Origin of the sequence: Escherichia sp. KTE172 (genome assembly GCF_000408845.1) — a bacterium.
GTDB classification, from domain to species: Bacteria; Pseudomonadota; Gammaproteobacteria; order Enterobacterales; family Enterobacteriaceae; genus Escherichia; species Escherichia coli.
In genome coordinates this window covers 1,863,349-1,884,597 of record NZ_KE137316.1, presented here as the reverse complement: position 1 = coordinate 1,884,597, position 21,249 = coordinate 1,863,349, and the positions used below count along the sequence as shown (strand labels likewise).

The 21,249-nt window shown below is 52.2% G+C and carries 17 protein-coding genes, 3 pseudogenes and 1 CRISPR repeat array; of the genes and pseudogenes, 18 read left to right on the top strand and 2 right to left on the bottom strand.

From position 1 onward, the window contains the following. Positions 1-264: 264 nt before the first annotated feature. From cysJ to cas2e, 12 genes and pseudogenes are all read left to right on the top strand, one after another. Positions 265-2,064: an NADPH-dependent assimilatory sulfite reductase flavoprotein subunit gene (gene cysJ, locus G434_RS14755; protein ID WP_000211895.1), complete on the top strand. Its 1,800-nt coding sequence runs from the start codon at positions 265-267 to the stop codon at positions 2,062-2,064. After that, positions 2,064-3,776 carry an assimilatory sulfite reductase (NADPH) hemoprotein subunit gene (gene cysI, locus G434_RS14760; RefSeq protein ID WP_001290706.1) on the top strand — a complete coding sequence of 571 codons (1,713 nt, stop codon included), beginning with the start codon at positions 2,064-2,066 and terminating at the stop codon, positions 3,774-3,776. The genes cysJ and cysI overlap by 1 nt, the downstream gene beginning before the upstream one ends. 73 nt (positions 3,777-3,849) lie before the next feature. Next, on the top strand, positions 3,850-4,584 hold the full coding sequence (gene cysH, locus G434_RS14765) for a phosphoadenosine phosphosulfate reductase (protein ID WP_000039850.1): 735 nt from the start codon (positions 3,850-3,852) through the stop codon (positions 4,582-4,584). A 264-nt stretch (positions 4,585-4,848) separates the two neighbouring features. Continuing rightward, positions 4,849-5,001: a Hok/Gef family protein gene (locus tag G434_RS14770; protein WP_000956458.1), complete on the top strand. Its 153-nt coding sequence runs from the start codon at positions 4,849-4,851 to the stop codon at positions 4,999-5,001. Between the two features lie 194 nt (positions 5,002-5,195). Next, positions 5,196-7,895, top strand: a complete 2,700-nt coding sequence (locus G434_RS14775; protein WP_001233965.1) for a CRISPR-associated helicase/endonuclease Cas3 — start codon at positions 5,196-5,198, stop codon at positions 7,893-7,895. A gap of 97 nt (positions 7,896-7,992) precedes the next feature. Continuing rightward, positions 7,993-9,555, top strand: a complete 1,563-nt coding sequence (casA, locus tag G434_RS14780; protein WP_016239065.1) for a type I-E CRISPR-associated protein Cse1/CasA — start codon at positions 7,993-7,995, stop codon at positions 9,553-9,555. After that, positions 9,552-10,088: a type I-E CRISPR-associated protein Cse2/CasB gene (casB, locus tag G434_RS14785; RefSeq protein WP_000029331.1), complete on the top strand. Its 537-nt coding sequence runs from the start codon at positions 9,552-9,554 to the stop codon at positions 10,086-10,088. The genes casA and casB overlap by 4 nt, the downstream gene beginning before the upstream one ends. 14 nt (positions 10,089-10,102) lie before the next feature. After that, entirely contained in the window at positions 10,103-11,158 is a 1,056-nt protein-coding gene (gene cas7e, locus G434_RS14790; RefSeq protein WP_000206445.1) for a type I-E CRISPR-associated protein Cas7/Cse4/CasC, read from the top strand. A 10-nt stretch (positions 11,159-11,168) separates the two neighbouring features. After that, the gene (gene cas5e / locus G434_RS14795) at positions 11,169-11,915 is read left to right on the top strand and encodes a type I-E CRISPR-associated protein Cas5/CasD (RefSeq protein ID WP_000085079.1); all 747 of its coding nucleotides are present in this window, start codon (positions 11,169-11,171) and stop codon (positions 11,913-11,915) included. Next, entirely contained in the window at positions 11,897-12,547 is a 651-nt protein-coding gene (gene cas6e / locus G434_RS14800; protein WP_000281464.1) for a type I-E CRISPR-associated protein Cas6/Cse3/CasE, read from the top strand. Before cas5e ends, cas6e begins: the two co-directional genes overlap by 19 nt. Then, positions 12,544-13,467 (top strand): annotated as a pseudogene (gene cas1e / locus G434_RS0125210) (type I-E CRISPR-associated endonuclease Cas1e). The gene cas6e and the pseudogene cas1e overlap by 4 nt, the downstream one beginning before the upstream one ends. Next, a complete protein-coding gene (gene cas2e / locus G434_RS14805; RefSeq protein ID WP_000063172.1) occupies positions 13,464-13,757 on the top strand; it encodes a type I-E CRISPR-associated endoribonuclease Cas2e in 294 nt (97 codons plus the stop codon). The pseudogene cas1e and the gene cas2e overlap by 4 nt, the downstream one beginning before the upstream one ends. Positions 13,758-13,853: 96 nt before the next feature. Further along, positions 13,854-14,858: direct repeats of the CRISPR family, unit length 29 nt; unit sequence GTGTTCCCCGCGCCAGCGGGGATAAACCG. Between the two features lie 81 nt (positions 14,859-14,939). Here cas2e and iap (G434_RS14810) read toward each other — a convergent pair. Beyond that, a pseudogene (iap, locus tag G434_RS14810) lies at positions 14,940-15,545 on the bottom strand (alkaline phosphatase isozyme conversion aminopeptidase); the annotation flags it as partial. 59 nt (positions 15,546-15,604) lie between these two features. Here iap (G434_RS14810) and G434_RS14815 point away from each other — a divergent pair. Next, positions 15,605-16,585, top strand: coding sequence for an IS5-like element IS5 family transposase (locus G434_RS14815; RefSeq protein ID WP_000019400.1), 981 nt, complete (start codon positions 15,605-15,607; stop codon positions 16,583-16,585). A 144-nt stretch (positions 16,586-16,729) separates the two neighbouring features. Here the strand turns inward: G434_RS14815 and iap (G434_RS14820) are convergent. After that, positions 16,730-17,176, bottom strand: a pseudogene (gene iap, locus G434_RS14820) (alkaline phosphatase isozyme conversion aminopeptidase); the annotation flags it as partial. Positions 17,177-17,427: 251 nt separating this feature from the next. On the opposite strand from iap (G434_RS14820), the gene cysD reads away from it, so the two are divergent. The 5 genes from cysD (at position 17,428) to ftsB (ending at position 21,248) form a co-directional block, all read left to right on the top strand. Further along, a complete protein-coding gene (gene cysD / locus G434_RS14825; RefSeq protein ID WP_000372392.1) occupies positions 17,428-18,336 on the top strand; it encodes a sulfate adenylyltransferase subunit CysD in 909 nt (302 codons plus the stop codon). 1 nt (position 18,337) lies between these two features. Continuing rightward, positions 18,338-19,765, top strand: a complete 1,428-nt coding sequence (gene cysN / locus G434_RS14830) for a sulfate adenylyltransferase subunit CysN (protein WP_001090392.1) — start codon at positions 18,338-18,340, stop codon at positions 19,763-19,765. Beyond that, complete coding sequence (gene cysC, locus G434_RS14835) at positions 19,765-20,370, top strand: adenylyl-sulfate kinase (RefSeq protein ID WP_001173673.1); 606 nt, start codon at positions 19,765-19,767, stop codon at positions 20,368-20,370. Before cysN ends, cysC begins: the two co-directional genes overlap by 1 nt. A 49-nt stretch (positions 20,371-20,419) precedes the next feature. Next, positions 20,420-20,743: a DUF3561 family protein gene (locus G434_RS14840; RefSeq protein ID WP_001246103.1), complete on the top strand. Its 324-nt coding sequence runs from the start codon at positions 20,420-20,422 to the stop codon at positions 20,741-20,743. Between the two features lie 193 nt (positions 20,744-20,936). Continuing rightward, entirely contained in the window at positions 20,937-21,248 is a 312-nt protein-coding gene (ftsB, locus tag G434_RS14845) for a cell division protein FtsB (RefSeq protein ID WP_000517476.1), read from the top strand. The last annotated feature ends 1 nt before the right edge of the window (position 21,249 follow it).

Here is a 21,249-nt window from a genome sequence, read left to right as displayed (position 1 = left end):
TTTCGCATTATCTAAAACGACTTTGTTGCGCAAAATCGCTGATTTATCTTAATGATTGGCTAAATTCATTTGTTTTTCATTGGGTTGGTTAATCTGTTTTGTTGTTAAAGACTATTGCTAAAACAGGTTAGTCGATTTGGTTATTAGTTATCGCTATCCCGTCTTTAATCCACACCGTTCACCCCGTTAACCTTACCTTCTCTTCTGTTTTATGGGCGCTGACAGGGCGCAGAAACAGCTTTGCTTACTGGAACATAACGACGCATGACGACACAGGTCCCACCTTCCGCGTTGCTTCCGTTGAACCCGGAGCAACTGGCACGCCTTCAGGCGGCCACGACCGATTTAACTCCCACCCAGCTTGCCTGGGTTTCTGGCTATTTCTGGGGCGTGCTCAACCAGCAGCCTGCTGCGCTTGCAGCGACGCCAGCGCCCGCCGCAGAAATGCCGGGTATAACTATTATCTCCGCCTCGCAAACCGGCAATGCGCGCCGGGTTGCTGAAGCATTACGCGATGATTTATTGGCGGCAAAACTGAACGTTAAGCTGGTGAACGCGGGCGACTATAAATTCAAACAAATCGCCAGCGAAAAACTGCTTATCGTGGTGACGTCAACGCAAGGGGAAGGGGAACCGCCGGAAGAAGCCGTCGCGCTGCATAAGTTCCTGTTCTCCAAAAAAGCGCCGAAGCTGGAAAACACCGCATTTGCCGTGTTTAGCCTCGGCGATAGCTCTTATGAATTTTTCTGCCAGTCCGGGAAAGATTTTGACAGCAAGCTGGCGGAACTGGGCGGTGAACGCCTGCTCGACCGTGTCGATGCCGACGTTGAATACCAGGCTGCTGCCATCGAGTGGCGCGCCCGCGTGGTTGATGTTCTGAAGTCCCGTGCGCCTGTCGCGGCACCTTCGCAATCCGTCGCTACTGGCGCGGTAAATGAAATCCACACCAGCCCGTACAGCAAAGACGCGCCGCTGGTGGCGAGCCTTTCGGTTAACCAGAAAATTACCGGGCGTAACTCTGAAAAAGACGTTCGCCATATCGAAATTGACTTAGGTGACTCTGGCCTGCGTTATCAGCCGGGTGACGCGCTGGGCATATGGTATCAGAACGATCCGGCACTGGTGAAAGAACTTGTCGAACTGCTGTGGCTGAAAGGCGATGAAACTGTCACCGTTGACGGCAAAACGCTGACCCTGAGCGAAGCGCTCCAGTGGCACTTTGAACTGACCGTCAACACCGCCAACATTGTTGAGAACTACGCCACGCTTACCCGCAGCGAAACGCTGCTGCCGCTGGTGGGCGATAAAGCGAAGTTACAGCATTACGCCGCGACCACGCCGATTGTTGACATGGTGCGTTTCTCTCCGGCGCAACTGGATGCCGAAGCGCTGATTAATCTGCTGCGCCCGCTGACCCCGCGCCTGTATTCCATCGCCTCCTCGCAGGCGGAAGTCGAGAACGAAGTGCACGTTACCGTTGGTGTGGTGCGTTACGACGTGGAAGGCCGCGCCCGTGCGGGTGGTGCCTCCAGCTTCCTCGCGGATCGTGTGGAAGAAGAGGGTGAAGTCCGCGTCTTTATCGAACATAACGATAACTTCCGCCTGCCAGCCAATCCGGAAACGTCGGTGATTATGATTGGCCCAGGCACCGGCATCGCGCCGTTCCGCGCCTTTATGCAGCAACGCGCCGCCGACGAAGCGCCGGGGAAAAACTGGCTGTTCTTTGGCAACCCGCACTTTACGGAAGATTTCCTCTACCAGGTGGAATGGCAGCGCTACGTCAAAGAGGGCGTGCTGACGCGTATCGATCTTGCCTGGTCGCGCGATCAAAAAGAAAAAATTTACGTACAAGACAAACTGCGCGAACAGGGCGCGGAGCTGTGGCGCTGGATCAATGACGGTGCCCACATTTATGTCTGCGGCGACGCTAATCGCATGGCGAAAGATGTTGAGCAGGCACTTCTGGAAGTGATTGCCGAATTTGGTGGCATGGACACCGAAGCGGCGGATGAATTTTTAAGTGAGCTGCGCGTAGAGCGCCGTTATCAGCGAGATGTCTACTAATGAGCGAAAAACATCCAGGGCCTTTAGTGGTCGAAGGAAAACTGACAGACGCCGAGCGCATGAAGCTTGAAAGCAACTACCTGCGCGGCACCATTGCGGAAGATTTAAACGACGGTCTGACCGGCGGCTTTAAGGGCGATAACTTTCTGCTGATCCGCTTCCACGGCATGTATCAACAGGATGACCGCGACATTCGCGCCGAACGTGCTGAACAGAAGCTGGAGCCGCGCCACGCGATGCTGTTGCGCTGCCGTCTGCCGGGTGGCGTGATCACCACCAAACAGTGGCAGGCGATCGATAAATTTGCCGGTGAAAACACCATTTATGGCAGCATTCGCCTGACCAACCGCCAGACGTTCCAGTTCCACGGCATTCTGAAAAAGAACGTCAAACCGGTGCACCAGATGCTGCACTCGGTCGGTCTTGATGCGCTGGCGACTGCTAACGACATGAACCGTAACGTACTCTGCACCTCGAACCCTTACGAGTCGCAGTTGCACGCGGAAGCATATGAATGGGCGAAGAAAATCTCTGAACATCTGCTGCCGCGTACCCGCGCGTATGCGGAGATCTGGCTCGATCAGGAAAAAGTCGCCACCACCGATGAAGAACCGATCCTCGGTCAGACTTATTTGCCGCGTAAATTCAAAACCACGGTAGTGATCCCGCCGCAGAACGATATCGATCTGCACGCCAACGACATGAACTTCGTGGCGATCGCCGAAAACGGCAAGCTGGTGGGCTTTAACCTGCTGGTGGGCGGTGGGCTTTCCATCGAGCACGGCAACAAGAAAACCTACGCCCGCACGGCGAGTGAGTTTGGTTATCTGCCGCTGGAGCATACGCTGGCGGTGGCAGAAGCCGTCGTGACGACTCAGCGCGACTGGGGTAACCGTACCGATCGTAAAAATGCCAAAACCAAATACACGCTGGAGCGCGTGGGGGTTGAGACGTTTAAAGCGGAAGTGGAGCGTCGCGCGGGGATCAAATTTGAACCGATCCGTCCATATGAGTTCACCGGACGCGGCGATCGTATTGGCTGGGTTAAAGGCATTGATGATAACTGGCACCTGACGCTGTTTATCGAAAATGGTCGCATCCTTGATTATCCTGGGCGTCCGCTGAAAACCGGCCTGCTGGAGATCGCGAAGATCCACAAAGGTGATTTCCGCATTACGGCGAACCAGAATCTGATCATCGCCGGAGTGCCGGAAAGCGAGAAAGCGAAGATCGAGAAGATCGCCAAAGAGAGCGGGTTAATGAATGCCGTCACGCCACAGCGTGAAAACTCAATGGCCTGCGTGTCATTCCCGACTTGCCCGCTGGCGATGGCCGAAGCGGAGCGTTTCCTGCCGTCTTTTATCGACAACATCGATAATTTAATGGCGAAACATGGTGTCAGCGATGAGCATATCGTGATGCGTGTAACAGGCTGCCCGAACGGTTGTGGTCGCGCGATGCTGGCGGAAGTGGGCCTGGTGGGTAAAGCGCCGGGTCGCTACAACCTGCATCTTGGCGGCAACCGCATTGGGACACGTATCCCACGGATGTATAAAGAAAACATCACCGAACCGGAAATCCTGGCGTCGCTTGATGAACTGATAGGGCGCTGGGCGAAAGAGCGCGAAGCGGGTGAAGGCTTCGGCGACTTTACGGTGCGTGCGGGCATCATTCGCCCGGTGCTCGATCCGGCGCGCGATTTGTGGGATTAACCATCAGCCCGGTCTTGTAGGCCTGATAAGACGCGTGAGCGTCGCATCAGGCAAGGCAAACAGTGAGGAATCTATGTCCAAACTCGATCTAAACGCCCTGAACGAACTGCCGAAGGTAGATCGCATTCTGGCGCTGGCAGAAACTAACGCCGAACTGGAAAAACTGGACGCTGAAGGCCGCGTTGCCTGGGCGCTGGATAATCTGCCCGGTGAATATGTACTTTCTTCCAGTTTCGGCATTCAGGCGGCGGTGAGCCTGCATCTGGTGAATCAGATTCGCCCGGATATTCCAGTGATCCTCACCGATACGGGTTACTTGTTCCCGGAAACCTACCGCTTTATTGACGAGTTAACGGACAAACTCAAACTCAACCTGAAAGTGTACCGTGCTACCGAAAGCGCAGCCTGGCAGGAAGCACGCTACGGTAAACTATGGGAGCAGGGCGTTGAAGGCATTGAAAAGTACAATGACATCAACAAAGTCGAACCGATGAACCGGGCGCTGAAAGAACTGAATGCGCAAACGTGGTTTGCTGGCCTGCGCCGCGAACAATCCGGCAGTCGCGCCAATTTACCGGTGCTGGCAATTCAGCGTGGCGTATTTAAAGTGCTGCCGATTATCGACTGGGATAACCGAACGATATATCAGTATCTGCAAAAACATGGCCTGAAATATCACCCATTATGGGATGAAGGATATTTATCGGTCGGTGATACCCATACAACCCGTAAATGGGAACCCGGCATGGCGGAAGAAGAAACGCGTTTCTTTGGCTTAAAAAGAGAATGTGGGTTACACGAAGGGTAAATATTGCCGGATAAATTAAACGCCTCTGTCAGAAATGATGGGGGCGTTTTTATTTTGCGAGCAGCATTCCTGATTTTAAACGTGAACGCCGCTGGAAGAATTATCAGGTATAGAATGGCGTTGGGTGCTTGAGGCTGTCTGGCGTTAAGCATTCGCGAGGTTCCAGATGGACAAAAGCCCCAGGCGATATTTCTATCAACCTGAGGCCAGCGTTCGAACCTAAGCAATTCGAATGTTAGTCTCTTCTTTGCAGGGAGGCAAGACATGCTGACAAAATATGCCCTTGTGGCAATCATCGTACTGTGTTGTACAGTACTGGGATTCACGCTGATGGTAGGCGACTCGTTGTGTGAGTTGAGTATCAGAGAACGTGGTATGGAGTTTAAGGCAGTTCTCGCTTACGAATCGAAGAAGTAGCCACCACGCGGGGGTAAAACCCCGCGTATTGAATTGTGATGGTTTGGTCTCCTGCACCCTTTTTTAATTTATATTGTTTATGTGAATATTATGCCTATGTTTATTATTCATATATATTACTGATGAAAATTATTTGATTATTCATAATGTAAATATTTTATTGGACGATATATATCACAGATAATTTTTAATATATGCGTAAATATCCTTTAAGTTTACTGAAGGATAAAAATATTGTGACTTTTTTTGATTTCTGGGGAAAAACCCGACGCGGCGAGAAAGACGGGGGCGACGACTATCACCTTCTTTGCTGGCATTCGCTGGATGTAGCCGCGATGGGCTATTTAATGGTTAAAAGCAATTGCTTCGGACTGGCTGACTATTTTCGTCAATTAGAGATTTCTGACAAGGAACAGGCGGCTCAATTTTTCGCCTGGTTGTTGTGCTGGCACGATACTGGTAAATTTGCCCGCTCATTTCAGCAACTTTACCTGCACCCGAAACTCAGGGTTCCGGAAGGTGCTAGAAAAAATTACGAAAAAATCTCTCATTCAACGCTGGGCTACTGGTTGTGGCATCATTATTTAAGTGAATGTCAGGAGTTACTTCCTTCCTCTTCACTCTCTCCCCGCAAACTTACACGTGTAATAGCGATGTGGATGCCCATAACTACCGGGCATCATGGTCGCCCGCCTGACCGTATTGATGAACTGGATAATTTTCTGCCTGAAGACAAAGCTGCCGCGCGAGATTTTCTTCTTGAAATCAAACCACTGTTTCCGCTCATAGAGATCCCCGCATTCTGGGATGATGATGAGGGCATTGAACTTATAAAACACCTTTCCTGGTATATCTCTGCAACCGTCGTACTCGCAGACTGGACGGGATCGTCAGCGCGGTTTTTTCCACGCGTTGCACAGGCAATGGATATTAAAGATTACTGGCAGAAGGCTTTAGTTCAGGCTCAAAACGCCTTAACCGTCTTTCCTCCAAAAGCACAAACCGCGCCTTTCACCGGAATTAATACGCTGTTTCCTTTTATTGAGAATCCGACACCGTTACAGCAAAAGGTGCTGGATCTGGATATCAGCCAGCCAGGGCCACAGTTATTTATTCTGGAAGATGTGACTGGCGCAGGTAAAACGGAAGCGGCGCTTATCCTGGCGCACAGGTTGATGGCTGCGGGTAAAGCGCAGGGTTTGTTTTTTGGCCTGCCAACAATGGCAACGGCCAATGCCATGTACGATCGACTGGTCAAAACCTGGCTTGCTTTCTATTCGCCAGAGTCCCGCCCCAGCCTGGTGCTGGCACACAGTGCCCGAACATTAATGGACCGCTTTAATGAATCACTCTGGTCCGGTGATTTAGTCGGGTCAGAAGAACCGGATGAACAAACGTTCAGTCAGGGATGTGCGGCCTGGTTTGCCGACAGTAACAAGAAGGCGCTACTGGCTGAAATTGGCGTCGGCACGCTGGATCAGGCGATGATGGCTGTGATGCCGTTCAAACATAATAATCTGCGGCTTCTGGGACTGAGTAACAAAATCCTGCTGGCTGATGAGATCCATGCCTGTGACGCTTACATGTCATGCATTCTTGAAGGGCTGATCGAGCGGCAGGCGCGTGGCGGAAACAGCGTCATTTTGCTTTCTGCCACGTTATCTCAACAGCAGTGCGACAAACTCGTTGCTGCCTTTGCGCGTGGTACAGAGGGCCAGCAAGAAGCTCCGTTCCTGGAAAAGGATGATTACCCCTGGCTGACGCACGTTACGAAATCCGATGTGCATTCACACCGGGTAGCGACGCGCAAAGACGTTGAGCGTAGCGTGAGCGTGGGTTGGCTTCATAGCGAACAAGAATGTATTGCGCGTATCGAATCGGCAGTAAGTCAGGGGAAATGCATCGCCTGGATCCGGAATTCTGTCGATGACGCTATTAAGGTTTATCGTCAGTTGCTTGCCCGCGGCGTCATTCCTGCTTCCAGCCTTTCTCTGTTTCATAGCCGCTTTGCTTTTAGCGATCGCCAGCGAATTGAAACGGAAACGCTGGCACGCTTCGGTAAAGAAGATAGCTCACAGCGTGCCGGAAAAGTCCTCATTTGTACTCAGGTCTTAGAGTCGAGCGTTGATTGCGATATGGACGAAATGATTTCCGACCTGGCCCCTGTTGATTTGCTGATCCAGCGAGCGGGGCGATTACAGCGGCATATCCGCGATATTAATGGTCAGTTAAAGCGTGACGGAAAAGACGAGCGTTCCCCTCCTGAATTGCTGATTCTGGCCCCCGTCTGGGACGACGCTCCAGGTGACGAATGGTTCGGCAGTGCCATGCGTAACAGTGCATATGTCTATCCCGATCATGGACGAATCTGGCTGACGCAGCGTGTACTGCGTGAGCAAGGCGCTATTCAAATGCCACACGCAGCCCGCCTTCTTATTGAATCAGTCTACGGTGAGGACGTGGTAATGCCGGAAGGATTTGCCCGCAGCGAGCAGGAGCAAGTGGGCAAATATTACTGCGATCGCGCAATGGCTAAAAAGTTTGTGCTGAACTTCAGGCCTGGCTATGCCGCCAATATCAACGATTACCTTCCGGAAAAGCTGTCGACACGTCTGGCGGAGGAGTCTGTTTCCCTGTGGCTGGCTACCTGTATTGCCAGTGTGGTGAAGCCTTATGCCAACGGTGCTCACGCATGGGAAATGAGCGTTGTCAGAGTGCGTCGAAGCTGGTGGAAAAAACATCGGGATGAGTTTTCTTTACTGGAAGGGGAAGCGTTCAGGCAGTGGTGCATTGAACAGCGGAAAGATCCGGAGATGGCAAACGTGATTTTAGTTACCGATGACGAAAGTTGCGGGTATTCGGCTATGGAAGGATTGACTGGCAAGGTTGGTTGAGATGCCTGCGACAGGGCTCTCTGAATAGTTGATACACCGAAAAGGATGGAATGATGGACAACCGACCTAGGATGGTCTTTTTTACGAGAGGATGCGTATGAACTCGTTTTCACTTCTGACAACCCCGTGGTTGCCCGTTCGTTATAAAGACGGAACGACAGGCAAACTGGCGCCTGTCGATCTGGCGGATGAAAATGTTGTCGATATTGCTGCGCCACGGGCAGATCTCCAGGGAGCGGCATGGCAGTTTTTGCTGGGGCTACTACAAACCAGCTTTGCGCCAAAAGATCATCGTCGTTGGGATGATATCTGGGAAGACGGACTGGAATCTGAAAAGCTACGGGAAGCATTGCTGTCCTTAGAACACGCTTTCCAGTTTGGGCCAGATTCCCCTTCATTTATGCAGGATTTCGAGGCGCTCACAGGAGATAAAGTTCAGGTCGCTTCGCTACTGCCTGAGATTCCCGGCGCTCAAACAACGAAGTTTAATAAAGACCACTTTATCAAGCGTGGTGTAACGGAATACCTGTGCCCACATTGTTCTGCGTTAGCTCTGTTCTCCCTACAGTTAAATGCGCCGTCAGGTGGTAAAGGCTACCGCACCGGTTTACGCGGCGGTGGGCCGATGACCACTCTGATTGAATTACAGGAATATCAGGGCAATCAACAAACGCCCTTGTGGCGCAAACTGTGGCTCAATGTGATGCCGCAGGACGAAGCCGACTTACCGCTACCCAAAAAATTTGACGATCTGGTTTTCCCCTGGCTTGGCCCGACGCGTACCAGCGAACTGGCCGGTGCGGTGGTAACCGATGATCAGGTTAATAAACTCCAGGCGTACTGGGGAATGCCGCGGCGTATTCGTATTGATTTTAATACCACGACAGTCGGCAACTGCGATATTTGCGGCGAGCAGAACGACGCGCTCCTGAGCCTGATGACGACCAAAAATTACGGCGCGAATTATGCCATGTGGCAGCATCCCTTAACGCCTTACCGTGTACCCCTTAAAGAGGGCGGCGAGTTTTACTCGGTCAAACCACAACCAGGCGGTTTAATCTGGCGCGACTGGTTAGGCCTTATCGAAACGGGTAAATCAGAAAACAATACGGAACTTCCCGCGCTGGTGGTGAAACTCTTTAATGCCAGCAGTCTCAAGCAGGCAAAAGTGGGCCTGTGGGGATTTGGTTATGATTTTGACAACATGAAAGCGCGCTGTTGGTACGAACACCATTTTCCGCTGCTGCTCGATAAAAAAGAAGGCCAGATACCGAAGCTGCGGCTGGCTGCGCAAACGGCTTCACGGATTCTGAGTCTGTTACGGAGTGCATTGAAAGAAGCGTGGTTCTCCGATCCAAAAGGTGCACGGGGTGATTTCAGTTTTGTGGATATCGACTTCTGGAACAAAACTCAGCATCGCTTCCTGAGGTTAGTGCGCCACATTGAAGAAGGTCAGGATGCGGATGAATTACTCAGCAAATGGCAAAAGGAAATTTGGTTATTCGCGCGTCAGGATTTTGACGAGCGTGTCTTCACCAATCCATATGAGCCCGTTGATTTGAAACGCGTCATGCCCGCGCGCAAGAAATATTTTACAACATCGGCGGAGAAGCAAAATGCTAAAGCCGCCAGGGAGAAAAAGCAGGAGGCTGCTGAATGAGTATTGTAAAAGAGGAGCACAAAGCCACGCTGCGTAAATGGCACGAAGAGTTGCAGGAAAAACGCGGCAATCGTGCCAGTCTGCGGCGTAGCACAACGGTTAATGATGTTTGTCTGTCAGAAGGGTTTCGTTCTCTGCTGATGCAGACCCACACTTTGTGGAAAATTGAAGCACAAGAGTGGCGTTTTACCGCACTGGCGCTGGTCGCCGCAGTTAGCGCCAATGTTAAAGCTATTGATGAACGGCAGCCTTTTGCCGCGCAGCTGGCGGCGGTAATGTCGGAGGGGCGTTTTACTCGCCTGTCGGCAGTAAAAACGCCTGATGATTTACTGCGTCAGTTACGTCGCGCGGTCAAATTATTAAATGGTTCCGTCAATCTTATCTCTTTGGCAGAAGATATTTTCCGCTGGTGCCAGGAGAGCGACGACCTGCTCAATCATCACCGCCGCCAGCAGCGGCCAACAGAATTTATCCGTATCCGCTGGGCGCTGGAATATTACCAGGCTGGCGACGCCGATAACGAACAAAATTAATAAAGGACTATCTCATGACGACATTTATTCAGCTTCATTTGTTAACCGCTTACCCTGCTGCCAACCTTAACCGTGATGACACCGGTGCGCCAAAAACTGTGGTACTGGGTGGAGCAACGCGTCTGCGCGTTTCCTCACAAAGTCTGAAACGTGCGTGGCGCACTTCTGCACTTTTTGAACAGGCACTGGCGGGCCATATTGGTATTCGCAGTGGGCGTATTGCGCGTGAGGCGGCAACTATCCTGATTGAGAAAGGCATCGAAGAGAAAAAAGCCATCGAATGGGCGGCAAAAATTGCGGATTATCTTGGGAAAGCTAAAAACGACAAAAAACCAAAAGATCCGCTCACTAACGCCGAAACTGAACAGCTAGTCCATATCAGCCCGGCAGAATTTGACGCCGTAAAAGCGCTGGCCCATCAACTGGCCGAAGAAAAGCGCGCGCCAAAAGAGGAAGATCTCGCTTTGTTACGTAAAGATCGCATGGCGGTAGATATCGCTATGTTTGGTCGTATGCTGGCGAATAAACCCGAATTTAATGTTGAAGCCGCCTGCCAGGTCGCGCATGCATTTGGTGTCAGTGAAACGATTGTCGAAGATGATTTTTTCACCGCCGTTGATGATTTGCGCCAGGCTTCTGAAGATGCCGGTGCCGGGCATCTTGGTGAAACCGGATTCGGTTCTGCGCTGTTCTACACCTATATCTGCATCGATAAAGATCTGCTGGTCGAAAACCTCGGCGGTGACGAAGCGTTAGCTAATCAGACCTTGCGCGCCTTTACGGAAGCCGCACTTAAAGTCTCCCCAACCGGCAAACAGAACAGCTTTGCCAGCCGTGCCTACGCCTCCTGGGCGCTGGCAGAAAAAGGCACTGAACAACCACGCTCTCTGGCGGCGGCTTTCTATGAACCCATTAATGGCACCCGGCAGTTAGATGTGGCGGTGCAGCGTATTACAACGCTTCGCGAAAATATGAATACGGTCTATGAACAGAAGACCGAATGCGCAAGCTTTGACGTGATGAACAAACAGGGAAGCATGAAGGACGTGCTGGACTTTATCTGCGCGTAAGGGGCGGCTAATGAGCCAATATTTGATTTTTCAGCTTCATGGGCCAATGGCATCCTGGGGCGTCGATGCCCCCGGCGAAGTGCGTCATACCCATGAACTGCCTTCGCGCTCAGCATTGCTGGGGCTGCTGGCTGCCGGGGTAGGGATTCGGCGTGATGATACCGAACGATTAAACGTGTTTAACCGCCACTATTCACTGGTGGTTTGCGCCAGCCGTAACCCGCGCTGGGCACGGGATTATCACACAATCCAGATGCCAAAAGAGGTGCGTAAAGCGCGTTATTTCAGCCGTCGCGAAGAGTTGAGCGACCCTGATCTTCTGAGCGCGATTATCTCCCGGCGCGACTACTACACCGACGCCTGGTGGATGGTGGCGGTGGCAACAACAGCCGATGCGCCTTACAGCCTCGAACAGTTGCAGGGCGGTTTACGCCATCCAGTTTTTCCGCTTTATCTGGGGCGAAAAAGTCATCCGCTGGCATTACCACTTGCGCCGTTACTGCTTGAAGGCAACGCGTCTGATGTTTTACGTAACGCATATCACCAGTATCAGGAGCATTTCCACGACCTGAAAATCGCACTCCCGAAACTTCAGGATGAATGCTGGTGGGAAGGGGAGCACGACGGCCTGGTCGCGAGCAAAATATTGCGCCGCCGGGATGTTCCTTTAAATCGTCAGCAATGGTTGTTTGGGGAACGCACCGTCAATCAGGGGCCGTGGCTCAGCAAGGAGGAACCATGTACCTCTCAAGAATAACCTTACATACCGGCCAGCTTTCGCCTGCGCAGTTGCTGCATCTGGTGGATCGCGGGGAATATGTGATGCATCAGTGGCTGTGGGATCTCTTCCCTGGCGGCAAAGAAAGGCAATTTCTTTATCGTCGGGAAGAACTCCAGGGCGCGTTTCGCTTTTTTGTACTGTCGCAGGAACGCCCGGCAGAAAGTGAAACGTTCACCATCGAATGCCGGTCATTTGTGCCCGAGCTGCGTACCGGACAACAACTTTGTTTCAACCTGCGGGCGAATCCAACAATCTGTAAAGCGGGCAAGCGCCACGATCTGCTGATGGAGGCGAAACGGCAGGTGAGGGGGCAGGCGGAAGGAAGTGATGTCTGGTTGCATCAACAACAGGCGGCGCTGGACTGGCTGGCAGCGCAGGGGGAGAGAAGCGGTTTTACACTGCTGGATACCTCGGTTGATGCCTACCGACAACAGCAACTGTGGCGGGAAAACTCCCGGCAACTGATCCAGTTCAGTAGCGTGGATTATACGGGGATGCTTACGGTCACCGATCCCGGGTTATTTCTGCAACGTCTGAGCCAGGGGTATGGCAAAAGCCGCGCGTTCGGCTGTGGTCTGATGCTGATCAAACCCGGAGCAGAGGCGTGACGTTTGTACCACTGAGTCCGATCCCGTTAAAAGATCGCACCTCTATGATCTTCCTCCAGTACGGTCAAATCGACGTACTGGACGGCGCTTTCGTGCTGATCGACAAAACCGGGATCCGCACGCACATTCCGGTGGGATCGGTCGCCTGCATTATGCTCGAACCGGGAACGAGAGTTTCCCACGCGGCGGTGCATCTGGCCGCCACGGTGGGGACGCTACTGGTCTGGGTCGGTGAAGCGGGTGTTCGCGTCTACTCTTCCGGACAACCCGGTGGGGCGCGTGCTGATAAGTTACTCTACCAGGCAAAGCTGGCTTTAACGGAAGATCTACGTCTGAAGGTGGTGCGCAAAATGTATGAATTACGTTTTCGTGAGCCACCGCCAGCTCGCCGTTCAGTGGAGCAGCTACGTGGAATTGAGGGATCCCGCGTTCGCCAGACGTATGCATTACTGGCGAAACAATATGGTGTGAAATGGAATGGTCGCAAATACGATCCTAAAGACTGGGAAAAAGGCGATGTTGTGAATCGCTGCATCAGTGCTGCCACATCATGTCTGTACGGTATTTCTGAAGCGGCAGTATTAGCCGCGGGATAAGCGCCCGCTATTGGATTTATCCATAGTGGCAAACCGCTTTCATTTGTTTATGACATAGCCGATATCATTAAATTTGATTCGGTTGTGCCAAAGGCATTTGAAATAGCAGCGAGGCAACCCGCAGAACCAGATAAAGAAGTCAGGTTGGCCTGTCGTGATATTTTCCGTAGCAGTAAGTTAACGGGCAAATTAATTCCGTTAATCGAGGAAGTGCTTGCCGCAGGTGAAATTGAACCACCACAACCCGCGCCGGATATGTTACCGCCTGCCATCCCTGAACCTGAAACGCTGGGCGATAGCGGTCACCGGGGACGCGGCGGATGAGTATGGTCGTCGTTGTTACAGAAAATGTCCCTCCGCGCTTACGTGGACGGCTCGCGATCTGGCTCCTGGAAGTGCGTGCCGGTGTTTATGTCGGAGATACGTCCAAACGTATTCGGGAGATGATCTGGCAGCAAATCTCTCAACTGGCAGGTTGCGGAAATGTGGTAATGGCCTGGGCGACCAATACCGAGTCGGGTTTTGAATTTCAGACCTGGGGTGAAAATAGACGTATTCCGGTGGATTTGGATGGGGTGCGTTTGGTTTCTTTTCTTCCTGTTGATAATCAATAAGTTATCTGTTCTTTAAAAATAAGGAAATGTTTTAATTTAGTTGGTAGATTGTTGATGCGGAATAAATTTGTTTAAAAACAGTTATGTATGCTTAGTGTGTTCCCCGCGCCAGCGGGGATAAACCGATGATCCAGCGCGGCGGCTCATATGAAACTGGGTGTTCCCCGCGCCAGCGGGGATAAACCGAACGACGCACAGGATATAATGCTTGGCCTGGGGTGTTCCCCGCGCCAGCGGGGATAAACCGTGACCGCCGATACGTTTGCTGGCGCGGCAGAAGTGTTCCCCGCGCCAGCGGGGATAAACCGGTTACCGCGACTCATGCGACGATAAAAAATACGTGTTCCCCGCGCCAGCGGGGATAAACCGGTGCCGCGACTCACCAGATAGAAATAACGCAAGTGTTCCCCGCGCCAGCGGGGATAAACCGGCTACCCCATTTGCACGCTGAGTTTGATTTCTGTGTTCCCCGCGCCAGCGGGGATAAACCGGAGTAACCACGGTGGCAAAAATATCAGGGGTGGTGTTCCCCGCGCCAGCGGGGATAAACCGCCACATCCAGCATTTGCTGAGGTGAAATCCAGGTGTTCCCCGCGCCAGCGGGGATAAACCGTTAACTTCCTGCGTCTGCTTGGGGGAATGGCCGTGTTCCCCGCGCCAGCGGGGATAAACCGTTAGCGTGTGATTTTCCGTGTTATAGGTTAGCGTGTTCCCCGCGCCAGCGGGGATAAACCGGCGGGATTGTTCCGTTTGCCCGCGCCACCAGCGTGTTCCCCGCGCCAGCGGGGATAAACCGGGGCCGACGGTCGCAGTGCTGGACCATTTCAAGTGTTCCCCGCGCCAGCGGGGATAAACCGAAGGGGACGGCTACGGGACGCCGCCTATTGACGTGTTCCCCGCGTCAGCGGAGATAAACCGGAAATAGCTTTTGCTGATCATCACGGTTTAACGTGTTCCCCGCGCCAGCGGGGATAAACCGTTTCGCGGTTGCGCAGAGCCGCCGCCGAGGCAGTGTTCCCCGCGCCAGCGGGGATAAACCGGGTAAAAACACGGTCTGAACCGACATTCATGTGTGTTCCCCGCGTCAGCGGGGATAAACCGGACGCACTGGATGCGATGATGGACATCACTTGGAGTTCCCCGCCCCTGCGGTAGAACTCCCAGCTCCTATTTTCAAACCCATCAAGACGCCTTCGCCAGCTCCTTCACCAGCGGTAGCATTATCCGCATAACATCACGGCAGCGACGTTCTATTCTTCCTGGAAGTGCCTTATCAATATGTTGTTGATTATCCAGTCTTACGTCATGCCAGCTATTTCCCGCAGGGAATGCAGCTGTTTTTGCGCGTTGCTGATAACCATCCTTATTCCCAAGATTCCAATTTGTTGCTTCTACCGAAAGTACGGCAATACCGGCTTTGTCGAAAACTTCGGCGTCATTACAACAGCCAGTACCCTTCGGATAATTTTTATTCAAACCCGGATTGGTCGTTGCGGCAATTCCATGACTACGCGCAATTGCCAGCGCCCTGTCGCGCGTTAATTTCCTTACTGCTTCAGGGGTTTTTACGCCGCTGTTGAAATACAATTTATCGCCAACAATTAAGTTATCGAGATTAATCACCAGCAGCGTATTTTTCTTTTCGGTGTCACTCATCCGCTTGAGTAAATTCTCAGCACCTAATTTCCCTTCCTCTTCACCACTGGTCGCCACAAATCGAATACCATACTCGGTAGGCGTATTTTTCAGGCGTTCTGCCAATTCCAGCATGACACCTAAGGAAGGTGCGAACAAGTCCCTGATATGAGATCATGTTTGTCATCTGGAGCCATGGAACAGGGTTCATCATGAGTCATCAACTTACCTTCGCCGACAGTGAATTCAGCAGTAAGCGCCGTCAGACCAGAAAAGAGATTTTCTTGTCCCGCATGGAGCAGATTCTGCCATGGCAAAACATGGTGGAAGTCATCGAGCCGTTTTACCCCAAGGCTGGTAATGGCCGGCGACCTTATCCGCTGGAAACCATGCTACGCATTCACTGCATGCAGCATTGGTACAACCTGAGCGATGGCGCGATGGAAGATGCTCTGTACGAAATCGCCTCCATGCGTCTGTTTGCCCGGTTATCCCTGGATAGCGCCTTGCCTGACCGCACCACCATCATGAATTTCCGCCACCTGCTGGAGCAGCATCAACTGGCCCGCCAATTGTTCAAGACCATCAATCGCTGGCTGGCCGAAGCAGGCGTCATGATGACTCAAGGCACCTTGGTCGATGCCACCATCATTGAGGCACCCAGCTCGACCAAGAACAAAGAGCAGCAACGCGATCCGGAGATGCATCAGACCAAGAAAGGCAATCAGTGGCACTTTGGCATGAAGGCCCACATTGGTGTCGATGCCAAGAGTGGCCTGACCCACAGCCTGGTCACCACCGCGGCCAACGAGCATGACCTCAATCAGCTGGGTAATCTGCTGCATGGAGAGGAGCAATTTGTCTCAGCCGATGCCGGCTACCAAGGGGCGCCACAGCGCGAGGAGCTGGCCGAGGTGGATGTGGACTGGCTGATCGCCGAGCGCCCCGGCAAGGTAAGAACCTTGAAACAGCATCCACGCAAGAACAAAACGGCCATCAACATCGAATCCATGAAAGCCAGCATCCGGGCCAAGGTGGAGCACCCATTTCGCATCATCAAGCGACAGTTCGGCTTCGTGAAAGCCAGATACAAGGGGTTGCTGAAAAACGATAACCAACTGGCGATGTTATTCACGCTGGCCAACCTGTTTCGGGCGGACCAAATGATACGTCAGTGGGAGAGATCTCACTAAAAACTGGGGATAACGCCTTAAATGGCGAAGAAACGGTCTAAATAGGCTGATTCAAGGCATTTACGGGAGAAAAAATCGGCTCAAACATGAAGAAATGAAATGACTGAGTCAGCCGAGAAGAATTTCCCCGCTTATTCGCACCTTCCCTAAACCTGCGGCGTTATCATCCATTCCTTGTAACGTCAGCCCGCCGAGATTGGCATCGGCGTCAGCATCGCTCAGCGGGGCGTAAGTATCCAGATGCGCCATAATGATGATCTGCTGCGGCGCTTTGCCTTCATGAGCGGCAATCACCGTACTTCCCGTCACGTTATGCCAGCTCTTGCGATTATCGCGGGCGGTATAAATATACCGACTATTAAATGTCCGAATATCACTGCGATAACCCATTTGCTGAAACTGTTGGCGAATATAATCGGCAGATAACATTTCTGCTGGAGTTCCGGTCATGCGTCCCGGAAAGAAAGTAGCAATATGTCGTGCCTGAGTATTAGCAAAATCGCCAGGTTTAGATGACGAGGCGTGTACGGGGAGAATAAAGCATACGCCGAGCGCCAGGGCAGCGGTACGGTGGCGCAATGCGGAAAACATAGTGAGTCCTTAAATACCATGCAAATTTTTTTACCGCCATAGTATGAAACTGCCGATGCGCTAAAACAATTTCAAATCTTCCTAAACGCCCGAAATCCGGTGCCTTAAGCACTTTTTGATATTAGCTTTGCCAAATCGTTATTCCGTTAAGGAACTACTCATTCTAATTGGTAATTTCATTCGTTCTCCTGCGCTCCCTATAGTCGAAACATCTGATGGCAAGAAAATAGCGGTATTGCAAAGGAACGGTTATGGATCAAAAACGACTTACTCACCTGCGGCAACTGGAGGCGGAAAGCATCCACATTATTCGCGAGGTGGCGGCAGAATTCTCAAATCCGGTGATGCTCTACTCTATCGGTAAAGATTCCAGCGTCATGCTGCATCTGGCGCGCAAGGCGTTTTATCCAGGTACGCTGCCTTTCCCGTTGCTGCATGTCGATACCGGCTGGAAATTCCGCGAGATGTATGAGTTCCGCGATCGTACGGCTAAAGCCTACGGCTGCGAGCTGCTGGTGCATAAAAACCCGGAAGGCGTAGCGATGGGGATTAATCCATTCGTTCATGGCAGCGCGAAACATACCGATATTATGAAAACTGAAGGCCTGAAACAGGCGCTGAACAAATACGGTTTTGATGCCGCCTTCGGTGGTGCGCGCCGCGACGAAGAGAAATCCCGCGCTAAAGAGCGAATCTACTCTTTCCGTGACCGCTTCCATCGCTGGGATCCGAAAAATCAGCGCCCGGAGCTGTGGCACAACTACAACGGGCAAATTAACAAAGGCGAAAGCATCCGCGTCTTCCCGCTCTCTAACTGGACCGAGCAGGATATCTGGCAATACATCTGGCTGGAAAATATTGACATTGTTCCACTGTATCTCGCTGCGGAACGACCGGTTCTGGAACGCGACGGTATGTTGATGATGATTGATGACAACCGTATCGACCTGCAACCGGGAGAAGTGATTAAAAAACGGATGGTGCGTTTCCGTACGCTGGGCTGCTGGCCGCTGACCGGTGCGGTGGAGTCAAATGCACAAACACTGCCGGAAATCATCGAAGAGATGCTGGTTTCCACCACCAGTGAACGTCAGGGTCGCGTGATTGACCGCGACCAGGCGGGATCCATGGAGTTGAAAAAACGTCAGGGGTATTTTTAAGATGAACACCGCACTTGCACAACAAATCGCCAATGAAGGCGGCGTCGAAGCCTGGATGATTGCGCAACAACATAAAAGCCTGCTGCGTTTTCTGACTTGTGGTAGCGTCGATGACGGAAAAAGTACCCTGATTGGTCGTCTGCTGCACGATACCCGCCAAATCTACGAAGATCAGCTCTCATCGCTGCATAACGACAGTAAGCGTCACGGCACCCAGGGCGAAAAGCTGGATCTGGCTCTGCTGGTGGACGGCCTGCAAGCTGAGCGCGAACAGGGCATCACCATTGACGTGGCTTACCGTTATTTCTCTACCGAGAAGCGTAAATTTATTATCGCCGATACCCCAGGGCACGAGCAGTACACTCGCAATATGGCGACTGGCGCATCGACATGTGAACTGGCGATCTTACTGATCGATGCCCGTAAAGGCGTGCTCGATCAAACCCGTCGTCACAGTTTTATCTCCACACTGTTGGGGATCAAACATCTGGTCGTGGCGATCAACAAAATGGATCTGGTGGGTTACAGTGAAGAGACGTTCACCCGTATTCGCGAAGATTATCTGACGTTTGCCGGGCAGCTGCCGGGTAATCTGGATATCCGCTTTGTGCCGCTCTCTGCACTGGAAGGCGACAACGTGGCTTCGCAAAGTGAAAGTATGCCGTGGTACAGCGGTCCGACACTGCTCGAAGTGCTGGAAACCGTGGAGATCCAGCGAGTGGTGGATGCCCAGCCAATGCGCTTCCCGGTGCAGTACGTTAATCGCCCGAATCTCGATTTTCGTGGCTACGCCGGAACGCTGGCATCCGGTCGAGTGGAAGTCGGGCAACGTGTCAAAGTGCTGCCCTCTGGTGTGGAATCAAACGTCGCGCGGATCGTGACTTTTGATGGCGATCGCGAAGAAGCCTTTGCCGGAGAAGCGATCACCCTAGTGCTGACGGATGAGATCGACATCAGCCGTGGCGATCTGCTGCTGGCGGCAGACGAAGCGTTACCGGCTGTGCAGAGCGCGTCGGTGGATGTGGTATGGATGGCGGAACAGCCGCTTTCCGCGGGCCAGAGTTATGACATCAAAATTGCCGGTAAGAAGACGCGTGCTCGTGTTGATGGTATTCGTTATCAGGTTGATATTAATAACCTTACCCAACGCGAAGTTGAAAACCTGCCGCTGAACGGCATCGGCCTGGTGGATCTCACTTTTGACGAGCCACTGGTGTTAGATCGTTATCAGCAAAATCCGGTTACCGGTGGGCTGATTTTTATCGATCGCCTGAGCAATGTGACCGTGGGTGCCGGTATGGTGCACGAGCCAGTTAGCCAGGCAACTGCTGCGCCATCTGAATTCAGTGCATTTGAACTGGAATTGAATGCCCTGGTTCGTCGCCACTTTCCGCACTGGGGCGCACGCGATTTGCTGGGGGATAAATAATGGCGCTGCATGACGAAAACGTCGTCTGGCATAGCCATCCAGTCACTGTACAACAACGCGAGCTACACCACGGTCATCGTGGTGTAGTGCTGTGGTTTACCGGCCTCTCCGGGTCCGGTAAATCAACGGTCGCCGGGGCGCTGGAGGAGGCGTTACATAAACTCGGCGTCAGTACGTATCTGCTGGATGGCGACAATGTTCGCCACGGATTATGCAGCGATCTCGGTTTTAGCGATGCCGATCGTAAAGAGAATATCCGTCGCGTCGGTGAAGTGGCGAATTTGATGGTTGAAGCCGGACTGGTGGTGCTGACCGCATTCATCTCGCCACACCGCGCCGAACGCCAGATGGTTCGTGAACGCGTAGGAGAAGGGCGCTTTATCGAAGTATTTGTCGATACGCCGCTGGCGATTTGCGAAGCCCGCGATCCAAAAGGCTTATATAAGAAAGCGCGTGCCGGTGAACTGCGCAACTTTACGGGAATAGATTCCGTTTACGAAGCGCCTGAATCGGCAGAAATTCATCTCAATGGTGAACAATTAGTAACAAATTTGGTACAGCAATTATTAGATCTGTTGAGACAGAACGATATTATCAGATCCTGAGACACCACCGGGTTTCCATGCCCGGTTCGTCAAAGTAACAGGATCAAATATGCGTAATAGCCATAACATTACACTAACAAATAACGACAGCCTTACTGAGGATGAAGAAACCACATGGTCACTGCCTGGTGCCGTGGTCGGTTTTATCTCCTGGTTATTTGCGCTGGCGATGCCGATGTTGATTTATGGCTCTAACACGCTGTTCTTCTTTATCTACACCTGGCCTTTCTTTCTGGCACTGATGCCTGTCGCAGTAGTGGTGGGGATTGCGCTGCATTCATTGATGGACGGAAAGCTACGCTACAGTATTGTTTTCACCCTGATGACAGTAGGCATTATGTTTGGCGCACTGTTTATGTGGCTACTGGGCTAATTTGTACTTTCTTGTCTCCTCTGTTCATAATTCAAACCGTAACTAATAATGAGATTATGTTCTGCACGCCCTGGGTATACGTAACAATGGACAAATGTGGTACATTTGCCCGCGTTGTCGCGGTATCCCCAACAGAGGATGTAGAGTCGTCTTCGGATGCATGGGATGATGATGCCGTTTTTCAGGGGGCAGGATGGGTAAACTAACGCTGCTGTTGCTGGCTATTCTGGTCTGGCTACAGTATTCGCTGTGGTTCGGTAAGAACGGTATACATGACTATACCCGCGTCAATGATGATGTGGCGGCACAGCAAGCTACAAACGCGAAACTTAAAGCGCGAAACGATCAACTTTTTGCCGAAATTGACGATCTCAATGGCGGCCAGGAGGCGCTCGAAGAGCGTGCGCGTAATGAACTCAGCATGACCAGGCCGGGCGAAACTTTTTATCGTCTGGTGCCTGACGCGTCGAAGCGCGCACAGTCTGCGGGGCAAAACAATCGATAAA

Coding starts and splice junctions, on each gene's coding strand:
- cysJ (WP_000211895.1), top strand. CDS start 265: ATGACGACACAGGTCCCACCTTCCGCGTTGCTTCCGTTGAACCCGGAG.
- cysI (WP_001290706.1), top strand. CDS start 2,064: ATGAGCGAAAAACATCCAGGGCCTTTAGTGGTCGAAGGAAAACTGACA.
- cysH (WP_000039850.1), top strand. CDS start 3,850: ATGTCCAAACTCGATCTAAACGCCCTGAACGAACTGCCGAAGGTAGAT.
- G434_RS14770 (WP_000956458.1), top strand. CDS start 4,849: ATGCTGACAAAATATGCCCTTGTGGCAATCATCGTACTGTGTTGTACA.
- G434_RS14775 (WP_001233965.1), top strand. CDS start 5,196: ATGCGTAAATATCCTTTAAGTTTACTGAAGGATAAAAATATTGTGACT.
- casA (WP_016239065.1), top strand. CDS start 7,993: ATGAACTCGTTTTCACTTCTGACAACCCCGTGGTTGCCCGTTCGTTAT.
- casB (WP_000029331.1), top strand. CDS start 9,552: ATGAGTATTGTAAAAGAGGAGCACAAAGCCACGCTGCGTAAATGGCAC.
- cas7e (WP_000206445.1), top strand. CDS start 10,103: ATGACGACATTTATTCAGCTTCATTTGTTAACCGCTTACCCTGCTGCC.
- cas5e (WP_000085079.1), top strand. CDS start 11,169: ATGAGCCAATATTTGATTTTTCAGCTTCATGGGCCAATGGCATCCTGG.
- cas6e (WP_000281464.1), top strand. CDS start 11,897: ATGTACCTCTCAAGAATAACCTTACATACCGGCCAGCTTTCGCCTGCG.
- cas2e (WP_000063172.1), top strand. CDS start 13,464: ATGAGTATGGTCGTCGTTGTTACAGAAAATGTCCCTCCGCGCTTACGT.
- G434_RS14815 (WP_000019400.1), top strand. CDS start 15,605: ATGAGTCATCAACTTACCTTCGCCGACAGTGAATTCAGCAGTAAGCGC.
- cysD (WP_000372392.1), top strand. CDS start 17,428: ATGGATCAAAAACGACTTACTCACCTGCGGCAACTGGAGGCGGAAAGC.
- cysN (WP_001090392.1), top strand. CDS start 18,338: ATGAACACCGCACTTGCACAACAAATCGCCAATGAAGGCGGCGTCGAA.
- cysC (WP_001173673.1), top strand. CDS start 19,765: ATGGCGCTGCATGACGAAAACGTCGTCTGGCATAGCCATCCAGTCACT.
- G434_RS14840 (WP_001246103.1), top strand. CDS start 20,420: ATGCGTAATAGCCATAACATTACACTAACAAATAACGACAGCCTTACT.
- ftsB (WP_000517476.1), top strand. CDS start 20,937: ATGGGTAAACTAACGCTGCTGTTGCTGGCTATTCTGGTCTGGCTACAG.